This is a genomic window from Ornithinimicrobium pulveris, assembly GCF_050261105.1.
Classification (GTDB): domain Bacteria; phylum Actinomycetota; class Actinomycetes; order Actinomycetales; family Dermatophilaceae; genus Ornithinicoccus.
In genome coordinates this window covers 3,186,766-3,201,879 of the sequence record NZ_CP189837.1, presented here as the reverse complement: position 1 = coordinate 3,201,879, position 15,114 = coordinate 3,186,766, and the positions used below count along the sequence as shown (strand labels likewise).

At 71.5% G+C, this 15,114-nt stretch carries 15 protein-coding genes; 11 read left to right on the top strand and 4 right to left on the bottom strand.

The features are described 5' to 3' along the window. Positions 1 to 14: 14 nt before the first annotated feature. Positions 15 to 707: a winged helix-turn-helix domain-containing protein gene (locus tag ACQBAT_RS14945; RefSeq protein WP_420748738.1), complete on the bottom strand. Its 693-nt coding sequence runs from the start codon at positions 705 to 707 to the stop codon at positions 15 to 17. 149 nt (positions 708 to 856) lie between these two features. On the opposite strand from ACQBAT_RS14945, the gene ACQBAT_RS14940 reads away from it, so the two are divergent. The 5 genes from ACQBAT_RS14940 to ACQBAT_RS14920 all read left to right on the top strand — a co-directional run bounded on the left by ACQBAT_RS14940 (position 857) and on the right by ACQBAT_RS14920 (position 5,962). Beyond that, a complete protein-coding gene (locus tag ACQBAT_RS14940; protein ID WP_420748737.1) occupies positions 857 to 1,438 on the top strand; it encodes a transglycosylase family protein in 582 nt (193 codons plus the stop codon). Positions 1,439 to 1,500: 62 nt separating this feature from the next. Then, positions 1,501 to 1,968, top strand: a complete 468-nt coding sequence (locus ACQBAT_RS14935; protein WP_420748736.1) for a DUF2871 family protein — start codon at positions 1,501 to 1,503, stop codon at positions 1,966 to 1,968. A 46-nt stretch (positions 1,969 to 2,014) separates the two neighbouring features. Then, a complete protein-coding gene (locus ACQBAT_RS14930; RefSeq protein ID WP_420748735.1) occupies positions 2,015 to 4,114 on the top strand; it encodes an MMPL family transporter in 2,100 nt (699 codons plus the stop codon). 4 nt (positions 4,115 to 4,118) lie between these two features. Next, a complete protein-coding gene (locus ACQBAT_RS14925) occupies positions 4,119 to 5,330 on the top strand; it encodes a sensor histidine kinase (RefSeq protein WP_420748734.1) in 1,212 nt (403 codons plus the stop codon). After that, positions 5,327 to 5,962 carry a response regulator gene (locus ACQBAT_RS14920; protein ID WP_420748733.1) on the top strand — a complete coding sequence of 212 codons (636 nt, stop codon included), beginning with the start codon at positions 5,327 to 5,329 and terminating at the stop codon, positions 5,960 to 5,962. The genes ACQBAT_RS14925 and ACQBAT_RS14920 overlap by 4 nt, the downstream gene beginning before the upstream one ends. A 24-nt stretch (positions 5,963 to 5,986) precedes the next feature. Here ACQBAT_RS14920 and ACQBAT_RS14915 read toward each other — a convergent pair whose 3' ends face one another. Both ACQBAT_RS14915 and ACQBAT_RS14910 read right to left on the bottom strand, forming a co-directional pair. Beyond that, complete coding sequence (locus tag ACQBAT_RS14915) at positions 5,987 to 6,697, bottom strand: hypothetical protein (RefSeq protein ID WP_420748732.1); 711 nt, start codon at positions 6,695 to 6,697, stop codon at positions 5,987 to 5,989. Next, the gene (locus ACQBAT_RS14910; protein ID WP_420748731.1) at positions 6,697 to 7,434 is read right to left on the bottom strand and encodes a CPBP family intramembrane glutamic endopeptidase; all 738 of its coding nucleotides are present in this window, start codon (positions 7,432 to 7,434) and stop codon (positions 6,697 to 6,699) included. The genes ACQBAT_RS14915 and ACQBAT_RS14910 overlap by 1 nt, the downstream gene beginning before the upstream one ends. A 127-nt stretch (positions 7,435 to 7,561) precedes the next feature. Between ACQBAT_RS14910 and ACQBAT_RS14905 the strand changes: the two genes are divergently transcribed. The 4 genes from ACQBAT_RS14905 to ACQBAT_RS14890 are packed head-to-tail and all read left to right on the top strand — an operon-like array spanning position 7,562 to position 10,985. Then, positions 7,562 to 8,686 (top strand): LLM class flavin-dependent oxidoreductase, encoded by a 1,125-nt coding sequence (locus tag ACQBAT_RS14905; protein ID WP_420748730.1) that lies wholly within the window; start codon positions 7,562 to 7,564, stop codon positions 8,684 to 8,686. Positions 8,687 to 8,695: 9 nt separating this feature from the next. Next, the gene (locus ACQBAT_RS14900) at positions 8,696 to 9,379 is read left to right on the top strand and encodes an FMN reductase (protein ID WP_420748729.1); all 684 of its coding nucleotides are present in this window, start codon (positions 8,696 to 8,698) and stop codon (positions 9,377 to 9,379) included. 16 nt (positions 9,380 to 9,395) lie between these two features. Further along, on the top strand, positions 9,396 to 10,169 hold the full coding sequence (locus ACQBAT_RS14895) for a matrixin family metalloprotease (RefSeq protein WP_420748728.1): 774 nt from the start codon (positions 9,396 to 9,398) through the stop codon (positions 10,167 to 10,169). 27 nt (positions 10,170 to 10,196) lie between these two features. After that, positions 10,197 to 10,985, top strand: coding sequence for a PIG-L deacetylase family protein (locus ACQBAT_RS14890; protein ID WP_420748727.1), 789 nt, complete (start codon positions 10,197 to 10,199; stop codon positions 10,983 to 10,985). On the opposite strand, the gene ACQBAT_RS14885 is transcribed toward ACQBAT_RS14890, so the two are convergent. Further along, the gene (locus tag ACQBAT_RS14885; protein WP_420748726.1) at positions 10,972 to 11,493 is read right to left on the bottom strand and encodes a MarR family winged helix-turn-helix transcriptional regulator; all 522 of its coding nucleotides are present in this window, start codon (positions 11,491 to 11,493) and stop codon (positions 10,972 to 10,974) included. The two genes, ACQBAT_RS14890 and ACQBAT_RS14885, sit on opposite strands and share 14 nt — an antisense overlap. Before the next feature lie 60 nt (positions 11,494 to 11,553). Here ACQBAT_RS14885 and ACQBAT_RS14880 point away from each other — a divergent pair, with 60 nt between their 5' ends. Further along, positions 11,554 to 12,420: an EamA family transporter gene (locus ACQBAT_RS14880; protein WP_420748725.1), complete on the top strand. Its 867-nt coding sequence runs from the start codon at positions 11,554 to 11,556 to the stop codon at positions 12,418 to 12,420. 10 nt (positions 12,421 to 12,430) lie between these two features. Next, a complete protein-coding gene (locus ACQBAT_RS14875; protein WP_420748724.1) occupies positions 12,431 to 15,109 on the top strand; it encodes a phosphoenolpyruvate carboxylase in 2,679 nt (892 codons plus the stop codon). Positions 15,110 to 15,114: the final 5 nt, after the last annotated feature.

Genomic DNA, 15,114 nt, shown 5'->3' with positions numbered 1-15,114 from the left:
CGCACTGGCCTGGCTCACGCCGCGGGGTCCCACCGGTAGCCCCGCCCCCGCACCGTCTGGACGCTCGCCCGCCCGAAGGGTGCGTCGACCCGTCGTCGCAGCGCGGACACCGCCTGCTCGACGACATTGGAACTGGGCTCACTCGCCGGATCCCAGACGGCGTCCAGGATCACCTCCCGGGTGAGCAGCCGGCCGGGGTTGCGAACGAAGGCTTCCAGCAGCGCGAACAGCTGGCGGGACAGGTCGATCTCCTCACCATCCCGGCTGACCCGGTGGCCCGCCGGGTCCAGTTCCACCCCGCCCGAGCTGATCACCGGGCTGGGCAGGGACAGCTCGCGCCGAGCCAGCGCGCGGACTCGCGCGCACACCTCGGCGAGCCCGACGGGGCGGGTCACGAAGTCATCCGCCCCGCTGTCCAGCGCGTCCACCACGTCCTCGGTCTGCGCCGAGCCGGCGAGCACGAGCAACGGGGTGGCGAGCTCAGCGTCCCGCAACCGTCGGCCCAACTCCCGTTCGACCTCCCCGGCGACCGGGGTGCAGGCCACCGCCACGGCCACGCCGGCGGGAGAGTCGGGCGGCGCCTCCTGGCAGGCCCAGACGGCGGTGGTGACGTCCGAGGCGGTTTCGATGACGTGGGTGTCGGCCGCCAGGGCACGGGCGAGCCGCTCCGCGCCGCGGTCACCGAAGTCGATGACGAGCACTTTCATGCCTGCGAGAGTCTCGGCGGCCGCTGTGCGCCTGCTGTGCGGGCACTCGCTCCCGGATGTGAGGTCAGCACATCGGCTGCACACGTTCTGGACATCAGGGGTGGTGAGGGTGGAGGCCCGTTCCCGCACAACCCTGATGAGGAGACACCATGAAGACGAGCACGAAGAAGACGAGCACGTTCGCCCGCACCGTCGGCACGGCCGGCGCCACCTTGCTGCTGGCCGGAGCCGGGCTGCTCACCGCGACGTCTGCGCAGGCCGCCGACACCGGCATCCCGGCGCTGGAGGCGATCAAGCAGTGTGAAAGCGGTGGCAGCTACACCGCCCAGAACCCCACCTCCACCGCCTCCGGCGCCTACCAGTTTCTCGACTCCACCTGGCAGTCGATGAGCTCGGCCGCCGGCTACGCGCGAGCCGTGGATGCCCCGGAGTCGGTGCAGGACGCGGCCGCGATTGAGCTCTACAACGCCCAGGGCACCACCCCGTGGTTGGCCTCCGCCTCCTGCTGGCAGGGGATGGGCTTCTCGGCGACCTCCGGGTCTGGCGAGTCCACCCAGGCGAGCACGACCCAGACGAGCACGACCCAGGGTGGCCAGCAGGGTGGACCCCAGCGGGGTCCTGGTGGCTTGGGTCAGGGCGGCCCCGGCGGCTTTGGCCAGGGCGATGCTGGTCAGCGCGGTCCTGGTGGCTTTGACCAGGGCGGCCCCGGCGGCGGGAACTGCGCCCGCTGATCAACCGAAGGATGGAGGTCCGGCGGCAGCGGCGCGGAGGTCGCTCTCCCTACCGTGGAGACATGCTTCGTTATCTCTTCCGCACCGCTGTCGCCTGGACCGCCATCGGCCTCATCGGTGGCCTGGCCTACCGCGAGGTCACCAAGCTCAACGACTTCACCGGACGCACCCAGCTGGCCTTCGTGCACACGCACGCGCTGGCGCTGGGCACCCTGCTGCCGCTGATCCTGCTGGCCCTGACCGCCACCCTCGCCGGTCTGGGCACCTCCGCCCGGATGACGTGGGGGGTGCACCTGCTCAACGCCGGTCTGGTGCTGACCGTGGGGATGCTGTCCTACAAGGGCACCCTGCAGGTCCTCGGCGCCGAGTGGGCCGACAGCCCGGCCATCGCCGGCGTCTCCGGTCTGGGCCACATGACGCTCACGGCGGCCTTCATCTTCCTGCTCCTGGCCATCGGCACAGCCGTCAAGAACACGCACGCACCCGGCTCGGCCCAGCCGTCCGAGGGCAAGGTTCAACCGAACGGTTGAGCTGCGGAGGAGGAAGGGGACCTCTCCTGATTCCTAGCGTGGACACGTGCTCACCCCCTCCCCGCCCCGCGCCCTTCCCCGCACGCTCACCGGCCGCCGCAGCGCCTGGATCCTCATCCTGCTCTCGCTGCTCGTGACGGCCGGTCTGCTCGGCACGCTCCGCGGGGCGGATGTCGTCAACGACCACGGTGCGGCCCCCGTCTCCTCGGAGTCCGCGCAGGTCAACGACCTGCTGGCCCAGCTGCCGGATGCCGACGTTCAGCAGCTGGTCGTGGTGGTGACCCGCGAGGACGGCGGCCAGCTGGCCGAGCAGGACCTCGGCGGGCTCGGCCACCTCGGCGAAGGTCGCGATGCCGTGGGCCCCATCCCCAGCGAGGACGGCCGCGCCGCGATGCTCCAGGTGCCCGTCACCGTGGATGAGCACGACTCCAGTGCCCTGCGCGAGGTGGTGGACCACGCCCGCGACGCGGTGGCTGCAGGGCTGCCCGACGGGCTCGTCGCCCAGACCACCGGTGGCCCGGCCTTCGGTGCCGACCTGGCTGCCTCCTTCGACGGGGCCAACCTGCGTCTGCTGCTCGTCACTGTCGGGGTGGTCGGCCTCCTGCTTCTGCTGACCTACCGCTCCCCGGTGCTCTGGCTGGTGCCGATCACGGTCGTCGGCCTGGCCGACCAAGTCGCCGCCGTGCTGACCGCCCAGCTCGGCTCCCGCCTTGACCTCAACTTCGACGCCGGCATCATCAGCGTCCTCGTCTTCGGCGCGGGGGCCAACTACGCGCTCCTGCTCATCTCCCGCTACCGCGAGGAATTGCGCACCACCCCCGATCATCGCTCCGCCCTGGCCACCGCCTGGCGGGCCACCTTGCCCGCCATCCTGGCCAGCAACATCTCGGTGGTGCTCGCGCTCGCCACGCTCGTGCTGGCCGTGATCCCCGGCACCCGTGGCGTCGGTATCGCCGCCGCGGTCGGCCTCCTGGTCGCGCTCCTCTTCGCGCTCTTCGTGCTGCCACCGGCCCTGGCCATCGTGGGACGTCAGGCTTTCTGGCCGTTCATCCCGCAGCCGGAGGACGGCATCGGCGCGAAGTCCACCAGCACCACGTCCTTCGATCCTTTCGGCGCCGTCGCCTCGGCCGTCGTCCGCCGCCCCTGGGCGGTCCTGACCGCCGGCCTGGCCCTGCTCGCCGTGATGGCGACCGGCGTGCTCGGCACCCAGGTCGGCCTCACCCAGACCGATCGCTTCCGCGTGACCGCCGAGTCCGCTGACGCGCTCGAACCTCTCGCCGCCCACTTCCCGGCAGGCGCGGCCAACCCGATCATCGTGGTGACCGACAGCGACCACCTCGACGAGGTCGAGGCCACCCTCGGTGACGTCGAGGGCGTGGAGCGGGTCTCGCCCGGCCCCAGCGGCACGGTGACGACTAGCACCGACACGGCCGACGCTGCGACCCGCGAGATCACCACAGTCCTGCTCACCACCGACGCCGTCCCCGGCTCGGACCACGAGCGCGAGCTGGTGGGGGAACTGCGCGAGGTAAGCCACGGCATACCGGGCGCGAATGCCCTCGTCGGCGGTGGTCCCGCCACCGATGTCGACGTCCGCGAGGGCTCCGAGCGCGACCTGCTCGTCGTCGCCCCCCTCGTGCTGCTCGTCGTCGCCGCCATCCTGGCGCTGCTGCTCCGCTCGCTGGTCGCGCCGGTCGTGCTCATGGCCGTCAACGTCGCCAGCACCCTGGCCACCATCGGCACCGGCGCCTGGCTGGGCCGGCAGTTCTTCGGCTGGGACGCGCTCGACACGCCCGTCCCACTGCTCGCCTTCCTCTTCCTCGTCGCGCTCGGCATCGACTACACGATCTTCCTGGTGCACCGGGTGCAGGCCGAGGCGGCCGCGCTCGGCACCCGGCAGGCCGTGGTCAAGGGCGTGAGCACGACCGGTGTTGTCATCACCAGCGCGGGCATCGTGCTCGCCGGCGTCTTCGCGGCGCTGGGTGTGCTGCCGCTCGTCACCCTGGGTCAGCTCGGCCTGATCGTCGGGCTCGGCGTGGTCGTCGACACCATGCTCGTGCGCACCGTGCTGGTCCCGGCCGTGATCACCCTGCTGGGTGACCGGTTCTGGTGGCCGGGTCGCCCGGCCGCGCACCTGTCACGATGAGGGAGTGAGCCGCACCACCGTGATGATCCGTCGCCTCGTGCTCGTGCAGCACGTGCTCTTCGGGCTGCTGGTCGTGGTCGGCGTGGTGCGCGGGCTCCCCACCGCAGCTCATCCGGCCCTCCTGGTCGGCAGCGCGGTCGCCCTCGTCGCCTGGTACGTCGTGGGCGCCGTCCTCGCGCGGCGGGTCGACCTCGGCCCCGGTCTTCGAGCGGGGCGCGGGGTCCGGCGCGGCGGCTGGTGGCTGCTCGTCCTGGTCGCGCTCTGGCTGGTCACCGTGGTCGCCTCGCCGGACATGGTCTGGGTCGCCTTCTCGCTGTGGATGCTGGCTGGTCACCTGCTCCCTCTCGCTCCCGCGATCGTGGTCGGCGTCGTGGTGCTGGGCGTGGTGATCGGTCGTGGCGGCCACGCCGAGGACTGGTCGACCGCGGCGATCGTGGGTCCGTTCATCGGTGGCGTCTTCGCGCTCGCGCTCTCCCGCGGGCTGCAGGTGATCCTGGCCGACGGGCTCGAGCGCGAGTGGCTGCACACCGAGCTCGCCGAGGCCCAGCGCCAGGCCGGCGTGATGGCCGAGCGGACCCGGCTCTCGCGCGAGATCCACGACACCCTCGCCCAGGGCTTCTCCTCGATCCTGCTGCTCGCGCGCGCCGGGGTCGCGACGGACGACCCGCAGTCCCGGGCGCGGCTGCTCGGGCAGATCGAGACCTCGGCCCATGACGGCCTGGACGAGGCCCGCCGGGTGGTCGGGGCGCTGGCTCCGGCGCCACTGGAGTCCGGGCTCGCCGACGCCCTGCGCCGCATCGTCGAGCGGTTCGAGTCCGAGTCCGGGGTATGCGGTGTGGTCCGGGTCGAGGGCGATGTCGCCGATCTCCCGCCGCCACTTGAAGTGGCGCTGCTGCGCACAGCCCAGTCCGCGCTGGCCAACGTCCGTCAGCACGCCGGAGCCTCGCAAGTGGTGCTCACCCTGGCCGAGGCCGAGGAGCTCGTGCGCCTGGACGTGGTCGACGACGGTCGCGGCTTCGATCCGGCGGGGGTCAACCTCAGCGCTCGCGAGAGCGACCTGCGGCACGGCGGCTACGGGCTGCGCGCCTCCCGGGCCAGGCTGCGCGAGCTGGGTGGCGGTCTGGAGGTCGAGTCCGAGCCGGGTGCCGGGACCGCGATCGGGGCGTACCTGCCGCGTGCCCACTCGACCACCGCGGCCGGGGGAGGGGCCCGATGAACGGTGAGCAACGGCATACCGGGCACGCGCTGTCGGTCCTGGTCGTCGACGACCACCCTGTCGTCCGCGCTGGGCTGGCCGCCCTGCTGTCGGTGCAGACCGGGGTGCGGGTCGTCGGGGAGGCGGGCGGCGGCGCCGAGGCGATCCGGCTCGCGGCCGAGCTCGGCCCGGACGTGGTGCTCTGCGACCTGCGGCTGGGGGACGGGCCGGACGGCGTGGAGGTGGCGCGCACGGTGGCCGTGCCCGTGCTGATCCTGACCACCTACGACCACGACGTGGATCTGGTGCGGGCGGTGGAGGCGGGAGCCGCCGGCTACCTGCTCAAGGACGCGGCGCCGGAGCGGATCGTCGAGGCGATCCGGGCAGCCGCGCGCGGCGAGACCGTGCTGGCGCCCGACCTGAGCCGCCGCGTCGTGGAGACCATGCGGGTGCGGCGCGCCGAGCTGTCCGCCCGCGAGCGCGAGGTGCTCGGCCTGGTGGCCCAGGGGATGTCCAATCGTGAGGTCGCGCGCACCCTCGTGGTGAGCGAGGCGACCGTCAAGACGCACCTCGTGCATGCCTTCGGCAAACTCGGTGTGGACAACCGGACGGCGGCCGTGGCGGCCGCGCGCGCGGCTGGCTTGGTGAACTGAGGGGTCGCTGGGGTGCCAGCCCGCTCACTGCTCGGCCTCATCCACGGTGGGGAAGACCGGGTCACGCAGCGGCCGGTCGCAGGTGAGGACATTCGCCCCACAGCCCATCTCGTGCGACAGGTAACGGTGGTGGTGCTGGACGATCAGCCAGTCCTGGCCGGGATCCAGGGTCTGCAGGTCGGATTCCTCGCGCAGCTCCAACTGCATCAGGATCAACGGTTCATGGAGAAGGATCGGCTCCAGCAGCGGGAGTTCGCAGTCCGAGTCGGCGGGGACGAGGAAGACAGTGAAGGCGTGGGGACGGTCGATCTCCAGGGCGGGGGTGACCTCCTCGAGGTGCACGCGCGGACACATATCACCGGTGTTGACGGGTCGGGCGTAGATCTGCCGGACCTCACCCTCATCGAGAGCGATCGCTTCCTGGTGCACGGACTCGCAGTACTGACGCCAGCCGGCGTCGATGACCGGCCACCTGCCTCGCATCTCATCGAGCTCGCAGGCGTGACCGCTGGTCCGGTGCTCTGCCGTGCTGTCGAAGCGCTCCTCGAGGGCAACGCGCGCGGTGTCGATGTCTTCCTGGATCTGGTGCCGTTGGGCCTGGTAAGCGCTGTTGACAGTGCGCTCGGTGCGCCACTCCAGGGTGGCCAACTGCGCCTCCTTGAAGCCGACGATCAACGCCAGGATCGTCAGGCCCCCCATCACCCTGCCCATCACCCTGCCTTCGCCCGTCGGCATCAGCTCAGCGTGGCCATCATCACGGTCACGGCGATCGCGTTGTTGAGGCAGTGCAGGGCCAGCGCCGGCCACAGCGAGCGGTGCAGTCTGGCCAGCAGACCGGCGACGATGCCGAGGAAGAAGGTGAGGATCATCACCTGCGGGATGATGTGCATCACCGCGAACAGGGCCGCCTGCACCAGCAGCGCCACGACGAAACCGACCCGCGACTCCAGCCAGCCCAGGATGATCCGGCGGAAGACGACCTCCTCGACCAAGGGCCCCACGACCACCACGGCCAGGCCCAGCGCGAGCAGCGCGACCGGCCCGAAGCTGATCCCGGCGGCCATCACATTGTCCTGCTGGGCGGCGTCCGGCGTGAGGAACTGGGAGCCGATGAGCACGGTCAGCGTCATCATCACCAGATAGGCCAGGCCCACCTGCCAGAGCCAGCGCCCAGCTGGTGGTCCCCCGCGGCCCAGGCCGATGTCCCCCCAGGTCCAGCCGCGTCCGCGCAGGGAGTACCAGAGGGCGAGGAACCACAGCACGATCGTGGTGGGGATGCCGCCGGCGACCGCCGCGTCCGGCTCGAACCCAGAGAACAGCAGGGCGGTGACCAGCCCCAGTCCCAGCCCGGTGGCGAGCAGGAAGGAGCCCACCGTCAGCGCGGCGTCGGCGTGGGTGACCGGGCGGGCGTAGGTCCGTCGTGGGCGGGCGGGAGTCCTCGCCCGACTCGGCGTCGGAGCGGGGGCGGTCATGAGACCACGCTACGGGGACCGGTTGGAATAGAAGTCGACCGACCCCCGTTGGTATAGTTGATTCGTCATCTAACCGGGTGGCGGCAGGTGATCCCTCTCAGGATCCTCACGTCAGGAGTTGAGTGCCATGCAGTTCGGTCTGTTCAGCGTCGGCGACGTCACCATGGACCCCACCACGGGACGGACCCCCAGCGAGCACGAGCGGATCTCGGCGATGACCCAGATCGCGCTCAAGGCCGAGGAGGTCGGGCTGGACGTCTTCGCCACCGGCCAGCACCACAACCCGCCCTTCGTCCCGAGCGCGCCCACCACGCACCTGGCCTACATCGCAGCGCGCACCGAGAAGCTCAAGCTCTCGACCGCGACCACCCTGATCACCACCACCGACCCGGTCCGGATCGCCGAGGACTACGCCTTCCTCCAGCACCTGTCCGGCGGCCGGGTGGATCTGATGATGGGCCGTGGCAACACCGGCCCGGTCTACCCGTGGTTCGGCAAGGACATCCGTCAGGGCCTGGCGCTCGCGGTGGAGAACTACCACCTGCTGCGCCGGCTGTGGCGCGAGGAGGTCGTGGACTGGGAGGGTAAGTTCCGCACGCCCCTGCAGGGCTTCACCTCCACCCCGCGGCCCTTGGATGACACCCCGCCCTTCGTCTGGCACGGGTCGATTCGTTCCACCGAGATCGCCGAGCAGGCCGCTTACTACGGTGACGGCTTCTTCCACAACAACATCTTCTGGAACATCGAGCACACCGCCCAGATGGTCGGCCTCTACCGTCGCCGGTTCGAGCACTACGGGCACGGCGCCGCCGACCAGGCGATCGTCGGACTGGGTGGCCAGGTCTTCATGGCGGACACCGAGGCGGAGGCCAAGAAGGTCTTCCGACCCTACTTCGACAACGCCCCGGTCTACGGCCACGGCCCGAGCCTGGAGGAGTTCACCCGCGCGACCCCGCTGACCGTCGGCACCCCGCAGATGGTGATCGAGCGCACGCTGTCCTTCGCCGACTCCGTCGGGGACTACCAGCGCCAGCTCTTCCTGATGGACCACGCGGGTCTGCCGCTGGAGACCGTGCTGGAGCAGGTCGAGATCCTGGGCACCGAGGTCGTCCCGGTGCTGCGTCGCGAGTTCGAGGCGCGCCGCCCGGCGCACGTGCCCAGCGAGCCGCCGACCCACGCCTCGCTCGTCGAGGCCGGACCGGACGCGCCGCACCACCTGGTGGCCCCGGCGCGCACCCTGACCACCCCGTAAGGAGGAGTGATGACCCGTCGACTCGTCGTCATCACCGCCGGGCTCTCCCGGCCCAGCTCCACCCGGCTGCTCGCCGACCGCCTCGCCGAGGCGGTGCAGGCCCAGGTCTCCGCCCGCGGTGAGGCGGCCCACGTCGAGGTCATCGAGCTGCGCGAGCTCGCCCACGAGCTGGCGACGACGATGACCACCGGTGGGCTGCCGACCCCGGCGGTCACCAGGGCTCGGGAGCTGGTCAGCTCCGCCGACGGCCTGATCGCGGTCACGCCGGTCTTCTCGGCGAGCTACTCCGGCCTGTTCAAGATGTTCATGGACGTGCTGGACACCGACGCGATCAACGGGATGCCGGTGATCATCGCCGCCACCGCCGGCACGCCTCGGCACCAGCTCGTGCTCGACCACGCGCTGCGTCCGCTGTTCACCTATCTGCGGGCCGTCGTGGTGCCGACGGGTGTCTTCGCCGCCACCGAGGACTTCGGGGGCGGCGAGGGCGGGGGCCTGGCCGAGCGCGTCGCCCGGGCTGCCGCCGAGTTGGCCACCCTGATGGTCGCCGAGACCGGCTCGGTCGCCGGTTTCGTCCAGGGACCCGGTGACCTCGGACGCGCCCGCTCGACCGCGCGCGGCCGAACCTCCGGCACGCAGATCGATGACGAGGTGACCCCGTTCGAGGACCTGCTCAAGGGCCTCGGCGGGTGACCCGCACACTGGAGCCATGACCTACCACAGCGGCTACGGATCGCTGCCGCCACCGAGGCCCGAGAGGCCATCGCGTGGTGGCGGCTGCCTCGGGGTCCTCGGCACGCTGCTCATCGTGGGTGCGGTCATCGTCGGGACGGTCGCCTACTCCCCGATCCTGGAGCTGGATGACCTGCGCGACCGGCTCGGCGACGCGGTCCGGATGGACCCGCTGCACGGCGAGCCCGGCTCCGGCGGTGACGGCTGGACCTACATGACCACCACCACCTCCGGTGCCCCGATCACCTGGGGTTGCCGCCAGACCATCCCGGTCGAGGTCAACCCCGAGCACGCGCCCGAGGGGTATGCCGATCGCCTCACCGCAGCCTTCGCCATGGTCAACGAGGCGAGCGGGTTCACCTTCGAGATCGTCGGCGAGACCGACGACCGCAACTTCCTCGAGCGCGGGCGGGGTCCGGTGCTGCTCGGCTGGGCCGACGAGCAGGAGGTGCCCGCGCTGGCCGGTCCCACCGCCGGACTGGGTGGCGCGGTCTACGCCCAGGGCCCCGGGGGCGGAGGCCGGGCCGTCGGCGGCATGGTCGTCCTCGACGTCGACCAGCCCGGCGGCTGGTTGCGGGACACCGACACCGAGCTCGAGATGATCATCACCCACGAGCTCATCCACGTCCTTGGCCTTGGCCACAGCGAGGACCCGAACCAGTTGATGGCTGCCGAGCACCGAGGCCAGCGCGAGCTGGGGGAGGGCGACCTCGCCGGGCTCGCCTCGCTCGAGGAGACGGCCTGCGGGTAGCCAGGTGTCGGCATACAGTTCTGCGTCGTGAGCACGATCGTCTTCCTGCACGCCCATCCCGACGATGAGGCCTCCGGCAGCGGCGGCACCATCCGCCTGGCCGTCGACGCCGGGCACCGCGTGGTCGTGGTCTACGCCACCGATGGCGACCACGGCACCGTCCCCGCCGACCTCGCCGAGGGCGAGACCGTGGTGACCCGTCGGCGCCGGGAGGCCGAGGCCTCCGCCGAGGTGCTCGGCACGCACCGGGTGGTCTGGCTCGGCTACGGCGACTCCGGCATGACCGGGTGGGAGCAGAACGGGCACGCCCGCTCCTTCCACTCCGCCGACCTCGACGAGGCCGCCGGCCGGTTGGCCGCCGTCCTGGACGAGGAGGACGCCGATGCGTTGGTGGGCTACGACTGGCACGGCGGCTACGGCCACCCCGACCACATCAAGGTCCACCACGTCGCGCGCCGGGCGGCCGAACTCGCCGCCCGCCGTCCCCGCGAGCTCGAGGGGACGATGAACCGGGACCACATGCGACGCCTCTACGTCGCCGCGCAGGAGGCCGGGATCGAGGGTGACTGGGACCCCGACGGCCCGGCCGATGATGGCAACCCGATGGGCACGCCGGAGGCGCAGATCCACTGGCATGTCGACGTCCGGTCGGTGCTGGACGTCAAGCGGGCGGCGCTGGCCTGCCACGCCTCCCAGGAGGACGTGGGCTGGATGCTCGGTATGCCGCAGGATCAGTTCGCGATGGTCTTCGGCGACGAGTGGTTCATCGAGCCGGCGCGGTCACCGGGGCTGTCGACCGGGCTCACCTGGGGCTGAGTTCGGTCGCGCTGACGCGGGCAAGCCATCCCTTCAGCAACTCCTCGAGGCGTGCTCGGTCCTGCGCAGGCAGGTCGTCGAGCAGCCGCTGCTCGTTGGCGACATGGTCGGTGACGGCAGCATCGATGCGCCGCAGGCCCTCGGCGGTGAGGCGCACCTGAGTCGCGCGCGCGTCGCCCATGCCGGGGCGGGTCCGTTCGACCAGCCCCGCCTCGGCGAGCTTGTCCACCCGCTTGCTGATGCCCCCTGTCGTGACCATCGTCGAGCGCGCCAACTCGGCTGGGCGTCGGCCGTAGGGCTCCCCCGCTCGGCGCAAGGTGCAGAGGATGTCGAAGTCGATCTCGGTGAGGCCGTGGGCGGCGAAGACCGTGTCGAGCTCCTTCGTCAGGATGTCGGCGAGCCGGTGCAGCCGCCCGAAGGTCCCCATCGGCGTCACGTCCAGATCCGGGCGCTCCCGGCGCCATTCCTCCTGGATAGCGTCCACGTGGTCGGGGCGGGATAGATCCATGACGTCAACTGTATCGCTTCCACGTAAGCGAGAATGCTTCCGAGGAAGTATCATGCTTCCATGGAAGCGAAACATTCCACGGTGACCGTGCTCGCCGCAGTGGCACCGATCGTGTGGGGCACCACCTACCTCGTCACGACCGAGCTGCTGCCGCCGGGTCATCCGATGACCGCTGCCGTCCTGCGTGCGGTCCCTGCCGGTCTTCTGCTGATCGCGCTGACACGTGGCCGGCCGCGTCAGTGGGGACGGCTGGTTCTGCTGGCGGTGCTCAACATCGGCGCCTTCTTCCCGTTGCTCTTCGTCGCGGCCTACCGCCTTCCTGGCGGGCTGGCTGCGGTGGTGGGGGCTGGGCAACCGTTCATCGTGGCCCTGGCTGCGTGGTGGTTGCTTCGACAGCACACCCCACGATGGCAGTTGGTGTGGGCCGGGGTCGCGGTGCTCGGCGTGCTGCTGACTCTGACCACCGGCACTCTGAACGTCGACCCGCTCGGTCTGCTAGCCGCCGCCCTGGGCACGACCTCGATGGCTCTGGGGGTCACGCTGACGCGCGCGTGGGGGCCGACCGCGGGGCTCAGTGGCCTGGCCTCCACGGGCTGGCAACTGCTGCTGGGCGGCCTGCTGATTGCTCCGCTCATCCCGTTGCTTGATCGGGGCCCCTTCGTGCTCACCACCGGCGCGGTGCTCGGCTATGCCTGGCTGTCGGTGATCGGGGGAGCGCTCGCCTACGGCCTCTGGTTCCACGCAGCGCGCACATTGCCGGCCACCTCGACCGCGTTGCTGGGGCCGCTCAGCCCGGTCACCGCTGCCGTGCTCGGCTGGCTGGTCCTGGGAGAGGCGCTTAGCCCGGTCCAGACCCTCGGCTTCAGCCTCGCTCTGGTGGCGGTGGTGCTAGGCCAACTCGTCCCGGCCGGCCGCCGCCTGCACTAGCGTTGATGTCATGGAGGGACTGACCCGAGATCTCGAGCTGTTGACCGCGCTGCACGACCAGGTGCTGGAGGAAGGCGGACAGGGGGAGCTGGCCGCCGTGCTCCGCCGCCACGGCGGCGACCTGGACCACGATGACCTCGACCACGACGACCTCGTCTCCGATGCCGGCCCCGAGGAGGTCGCGGCGCTGACGCGGGCGATGACCGTGCGGCTCCACCTGGCCAATCTGGCCGACGAACGCGATCGCGCCCGCTCCCTGCGGCGCGAGGACGGCGAGCACGGCGGCACGTTGGAGAGCGGCGACATCGCGCCGGCTGTCGCGGCCGTCGGCGATGGGGCCCGTGACCGCCTGGCGGCGATGCGCCTGCACCCCGTCCTCACGGCCCACCCCACCGAGGCCCGGCGCCGCGCCGTCACCGGCTCGCTGCGGCGGATCGCCGAGCAGCTCGACCGGTATGTCGACCCGCAGTCCGGGGCGACGGAGCAGGCCTTCGCCCGCCGCCGGATGCTCGAGGACATCGACATCCTGCAGCGGACCTCGACCTTGCGCACCACCCGGCCCGAACCCTTCGACGAGGTCAAGACGGTCCTGTCGATCTTCGACACCACCGTCTTCCGGGCGGTGCCGCGCTTCCAGCGGGCGGTCGAGAACGCGCTTGAGGGGGATGCGCTGGGGGGTGATGCGCTCGGGAACGATGCTCCCGACACCCAGCCCGAGCATCTCCCGTCCCTGATCCGCTACGGCTCCTGGGTCGGCGGCGACCGCGACGGCAATCCGCACGTCACCGCGGCCGTGACCCGGCGGACCATGGATGCCCAGGCGGCCGTGGCGCTGCGCACCCTGCAGGCCAATGTCGAGCGGGTGGCGCGCACCCTCACCATGGACGAGCAGACCACCCCGGCGTCCGGGGCGCTGCGCGAGGCGCTCGCCAACGACGCGGTGATCCTGCCGACGGAGTTCGCCGAGATCGCCAAGGACTCCCCGGCCGAGCTGCACCGGCAGAAACTGCTCGTCAGCGCCCTGCGGCTGGGCGCCACCGCCGACGGGGTGAGCGGCACCGCCTACCAGGGTCCCGAGGAGCTGCTCGCCGATCTGCACCTCGTGCGGGACTCCCTCCTCGCCGCCGGTGACCGGCGCAGTGCCGACGGGGAGCTGCAGCACCTGCTCTGGCTGGTCGAGACCTTCGGCTTCCACCTCGCCGAGCTCGAGGTCCGCCAGCACAGCGCGGTCCACGAGAAGGCGCTGGTCGAGCTGCTCGGCCTGGCCGGCGTCCAGGACCCGGCGGCCGCCGCCCGCGACGCGAAGCTCCTGGACGGGCTGGCCACCGACGGCTGGCCGGTGGCGGTCACCGACGTCTCGCCCCCGACCAAGGAGGTGCTCGACACCATCCGGGTGATGTCCTTCCTCCAGGGCCGGTGGGGCTCGGGCTGCTGCGGCCGGTATGTCGTGTCCTTCAGCCAGAGCGCCGCTCACTTGGCCGCGGTGCGGGCACTGGCCCGGCTCGCCGTGGGGGATCGGCCGCTGCGGCTCGACGTGGTCCCGCTCTTCGAGACCGGCGAGGACCTGCGGGGCGCGCAGGACACCCTGGAGGAGTGGCTCACCCTGCCCTCGACCCAGGCCTGGCTGGCGGACCGGGAGCGCAGGGTCGAGATCATGATGGGCTACTCCGACAGCGCCAAGGACGTCGGTCCGGCCGCTGCCACCATCACCCTGCATCGTGCCCAGGGCGAGTTGACCGACTGGGCGCATCGGCACGGCATCGAGCTCACCCTCTTCCACGGCCGCGGCGGCTCGCTGGGCCGTGGCGGTGGACCGCTGCACCGCGCGATCACCGCCCAGCCCACCGGCTCGGTCGACGGCCGCTTCAAGGTGACCGAGCAGGGCGAGGTCATCTACGCCCGGTATGCCGACGTCCAGCTCGCCCAGCAGCACCTGGAACGAGTCGCTTCGGCCGTCCTCCTCGCCGACTCACCGGAGGTCGTCGCCGCGCGGGACGCCGCCGCCGAGCGCTATGCAGACCTGGGCGAGCGCCTCGAGGAGGTGAGTCGCACGGCATACCGGGACCTGATGGACACCGACGGCATCGCCGACCTGATCGCGACCGCCAGCCCCCTCGACTCCCTCGGCGACCTGCGCTTGGGGTCGCGTCCTGCCCGTCGCGGCGGAACGAGCGGTCGTTCCCTGGACGACCTGCGCGCGATCCCGTGGGTCTTCGCGTGGTCGATGACCCGGGTGAACCTGCCTGGGTGGTACGGACTGGGCACCGCGCTCGCCGCCGAGGAGGACCGCGAGCAGCTGCGCGCGGCCTATCGCGAGTGGCCGATGTTCGCCTCGCTGATGGACGTCGCGGAGATGAGCCTGGCCAAGAGCCACGAGGAGCTGGCCGCGCGCTTCCTGGAGCTCGGCGGGCGGCCGGACCTGACCGAGCGGATCATTGCCGAGCTGCGGCTCAGCCGAGAGCAGGTCCTCGACGTGCTCGGTCAGGACACGCTGCTGCAGCACAAGCCGCACCTGCGGACCGCGGTCGAGCTGCGTCGGCCGGCGATCGATGCCCTCAGCCGGCTGCAGCTGCGGTGCCTGACCGAGCTGGACGCCGACGGCGCGCGCGAGGACGAAGGGCACCCCTGGCACCGGCCGCTGCTGCTCACGATCAACGGGATGGCGGCCGGGCTGCAGAACACCGGCTGAGGTGG

Bases quoted from the DNA above. Each gene is read 5' to 3' on its own strand.
- ACQBAT_RS14945 (WP_420748738.1), bottom strand. From the start codon at position 707: ATGAAAGTGCTCGTCATCGACTTCGGTGACCGCGGCGCGGAGCGGCTC.
- ACQBAT_RS14940 (WP_420748737.1), top strand. From the start codon at position 857: ATGAAGACGAGCACGAAGAAGACGAGCACGTTCGCCCGCACCGTCGGC.
- ACQBAT_RS14935 (WP_420748736.1), top strand. From the start codon at position 1,501: ATGCTTCGTTATCTCTTCCGCACCGCTGTCGCCTGGACCGCCATCGGC.
- ACQBAT_RS14920 (WP_420748733.1), top strand. From the start codon at position 5,327: ATGAACGGTGAGCAACGGCATACCGGGCACGCGCTGTCGGTCCTGGTC.
- ACQBAT_RS14915 (WP_420748732.1), bottom strand. From the start codon at position 6,697: ATGCCGACGGGCGAAGGCAGGGTGATGGGCAGGGTGATGGGGGGCCTG.
- ACQBAT_RS14910 (WP_420748731.1), bottom strand. From the start codon at position 7,434: ATGACCGCCCCCGCTCCGACGCCGAGTCGGGCGAGGACTCCCGCCCGC.
- ACQBAT_RS14905 (WP_420748730.1), top strand. From the start codon at position 7,562: ATGCAGTTCGGTCTGTTCAGCGTCGGCGACGTCACCATGGACCCCACC.
- ACQBAT_RS14900 (WP_420748729.1), top strand. From the start codon at position 8,696: ATGACCCGTCGACTCGTCGTCATCACCGCCGGGCTCTCCCGGCCCAGC.
- ACQBAT_RS14895 (WP_420748728.1), top strand. From the start codon at position 9,396: ATGACCTACCACAGCGGCTACGGATCGCTGCCGCCACCGAGGCCCGAG.
- ACQBAT_RS14885 (WP_420748726.1), bottom strand. From the start codon at position 11,493: ATGGATCTATCCCGCCCCGACCACGTGGACGCTATCCAGGAGGAATGG.
- ACQBAT_RS14880 (WP_420748725.1), top strand. From the start codon at position 11,554: ATGGAAGCGAAACATTCCACGGTGACCGTGCTCGCCGCAGTGGCACCG.
- ACQBAT_RS14875 (WP_420748724.1), top strand. From the start codon at position 12,431: ATGGAGGGACTGACCCGAGATCTCGAGCTGTTGACCGCGCTGCACGAC.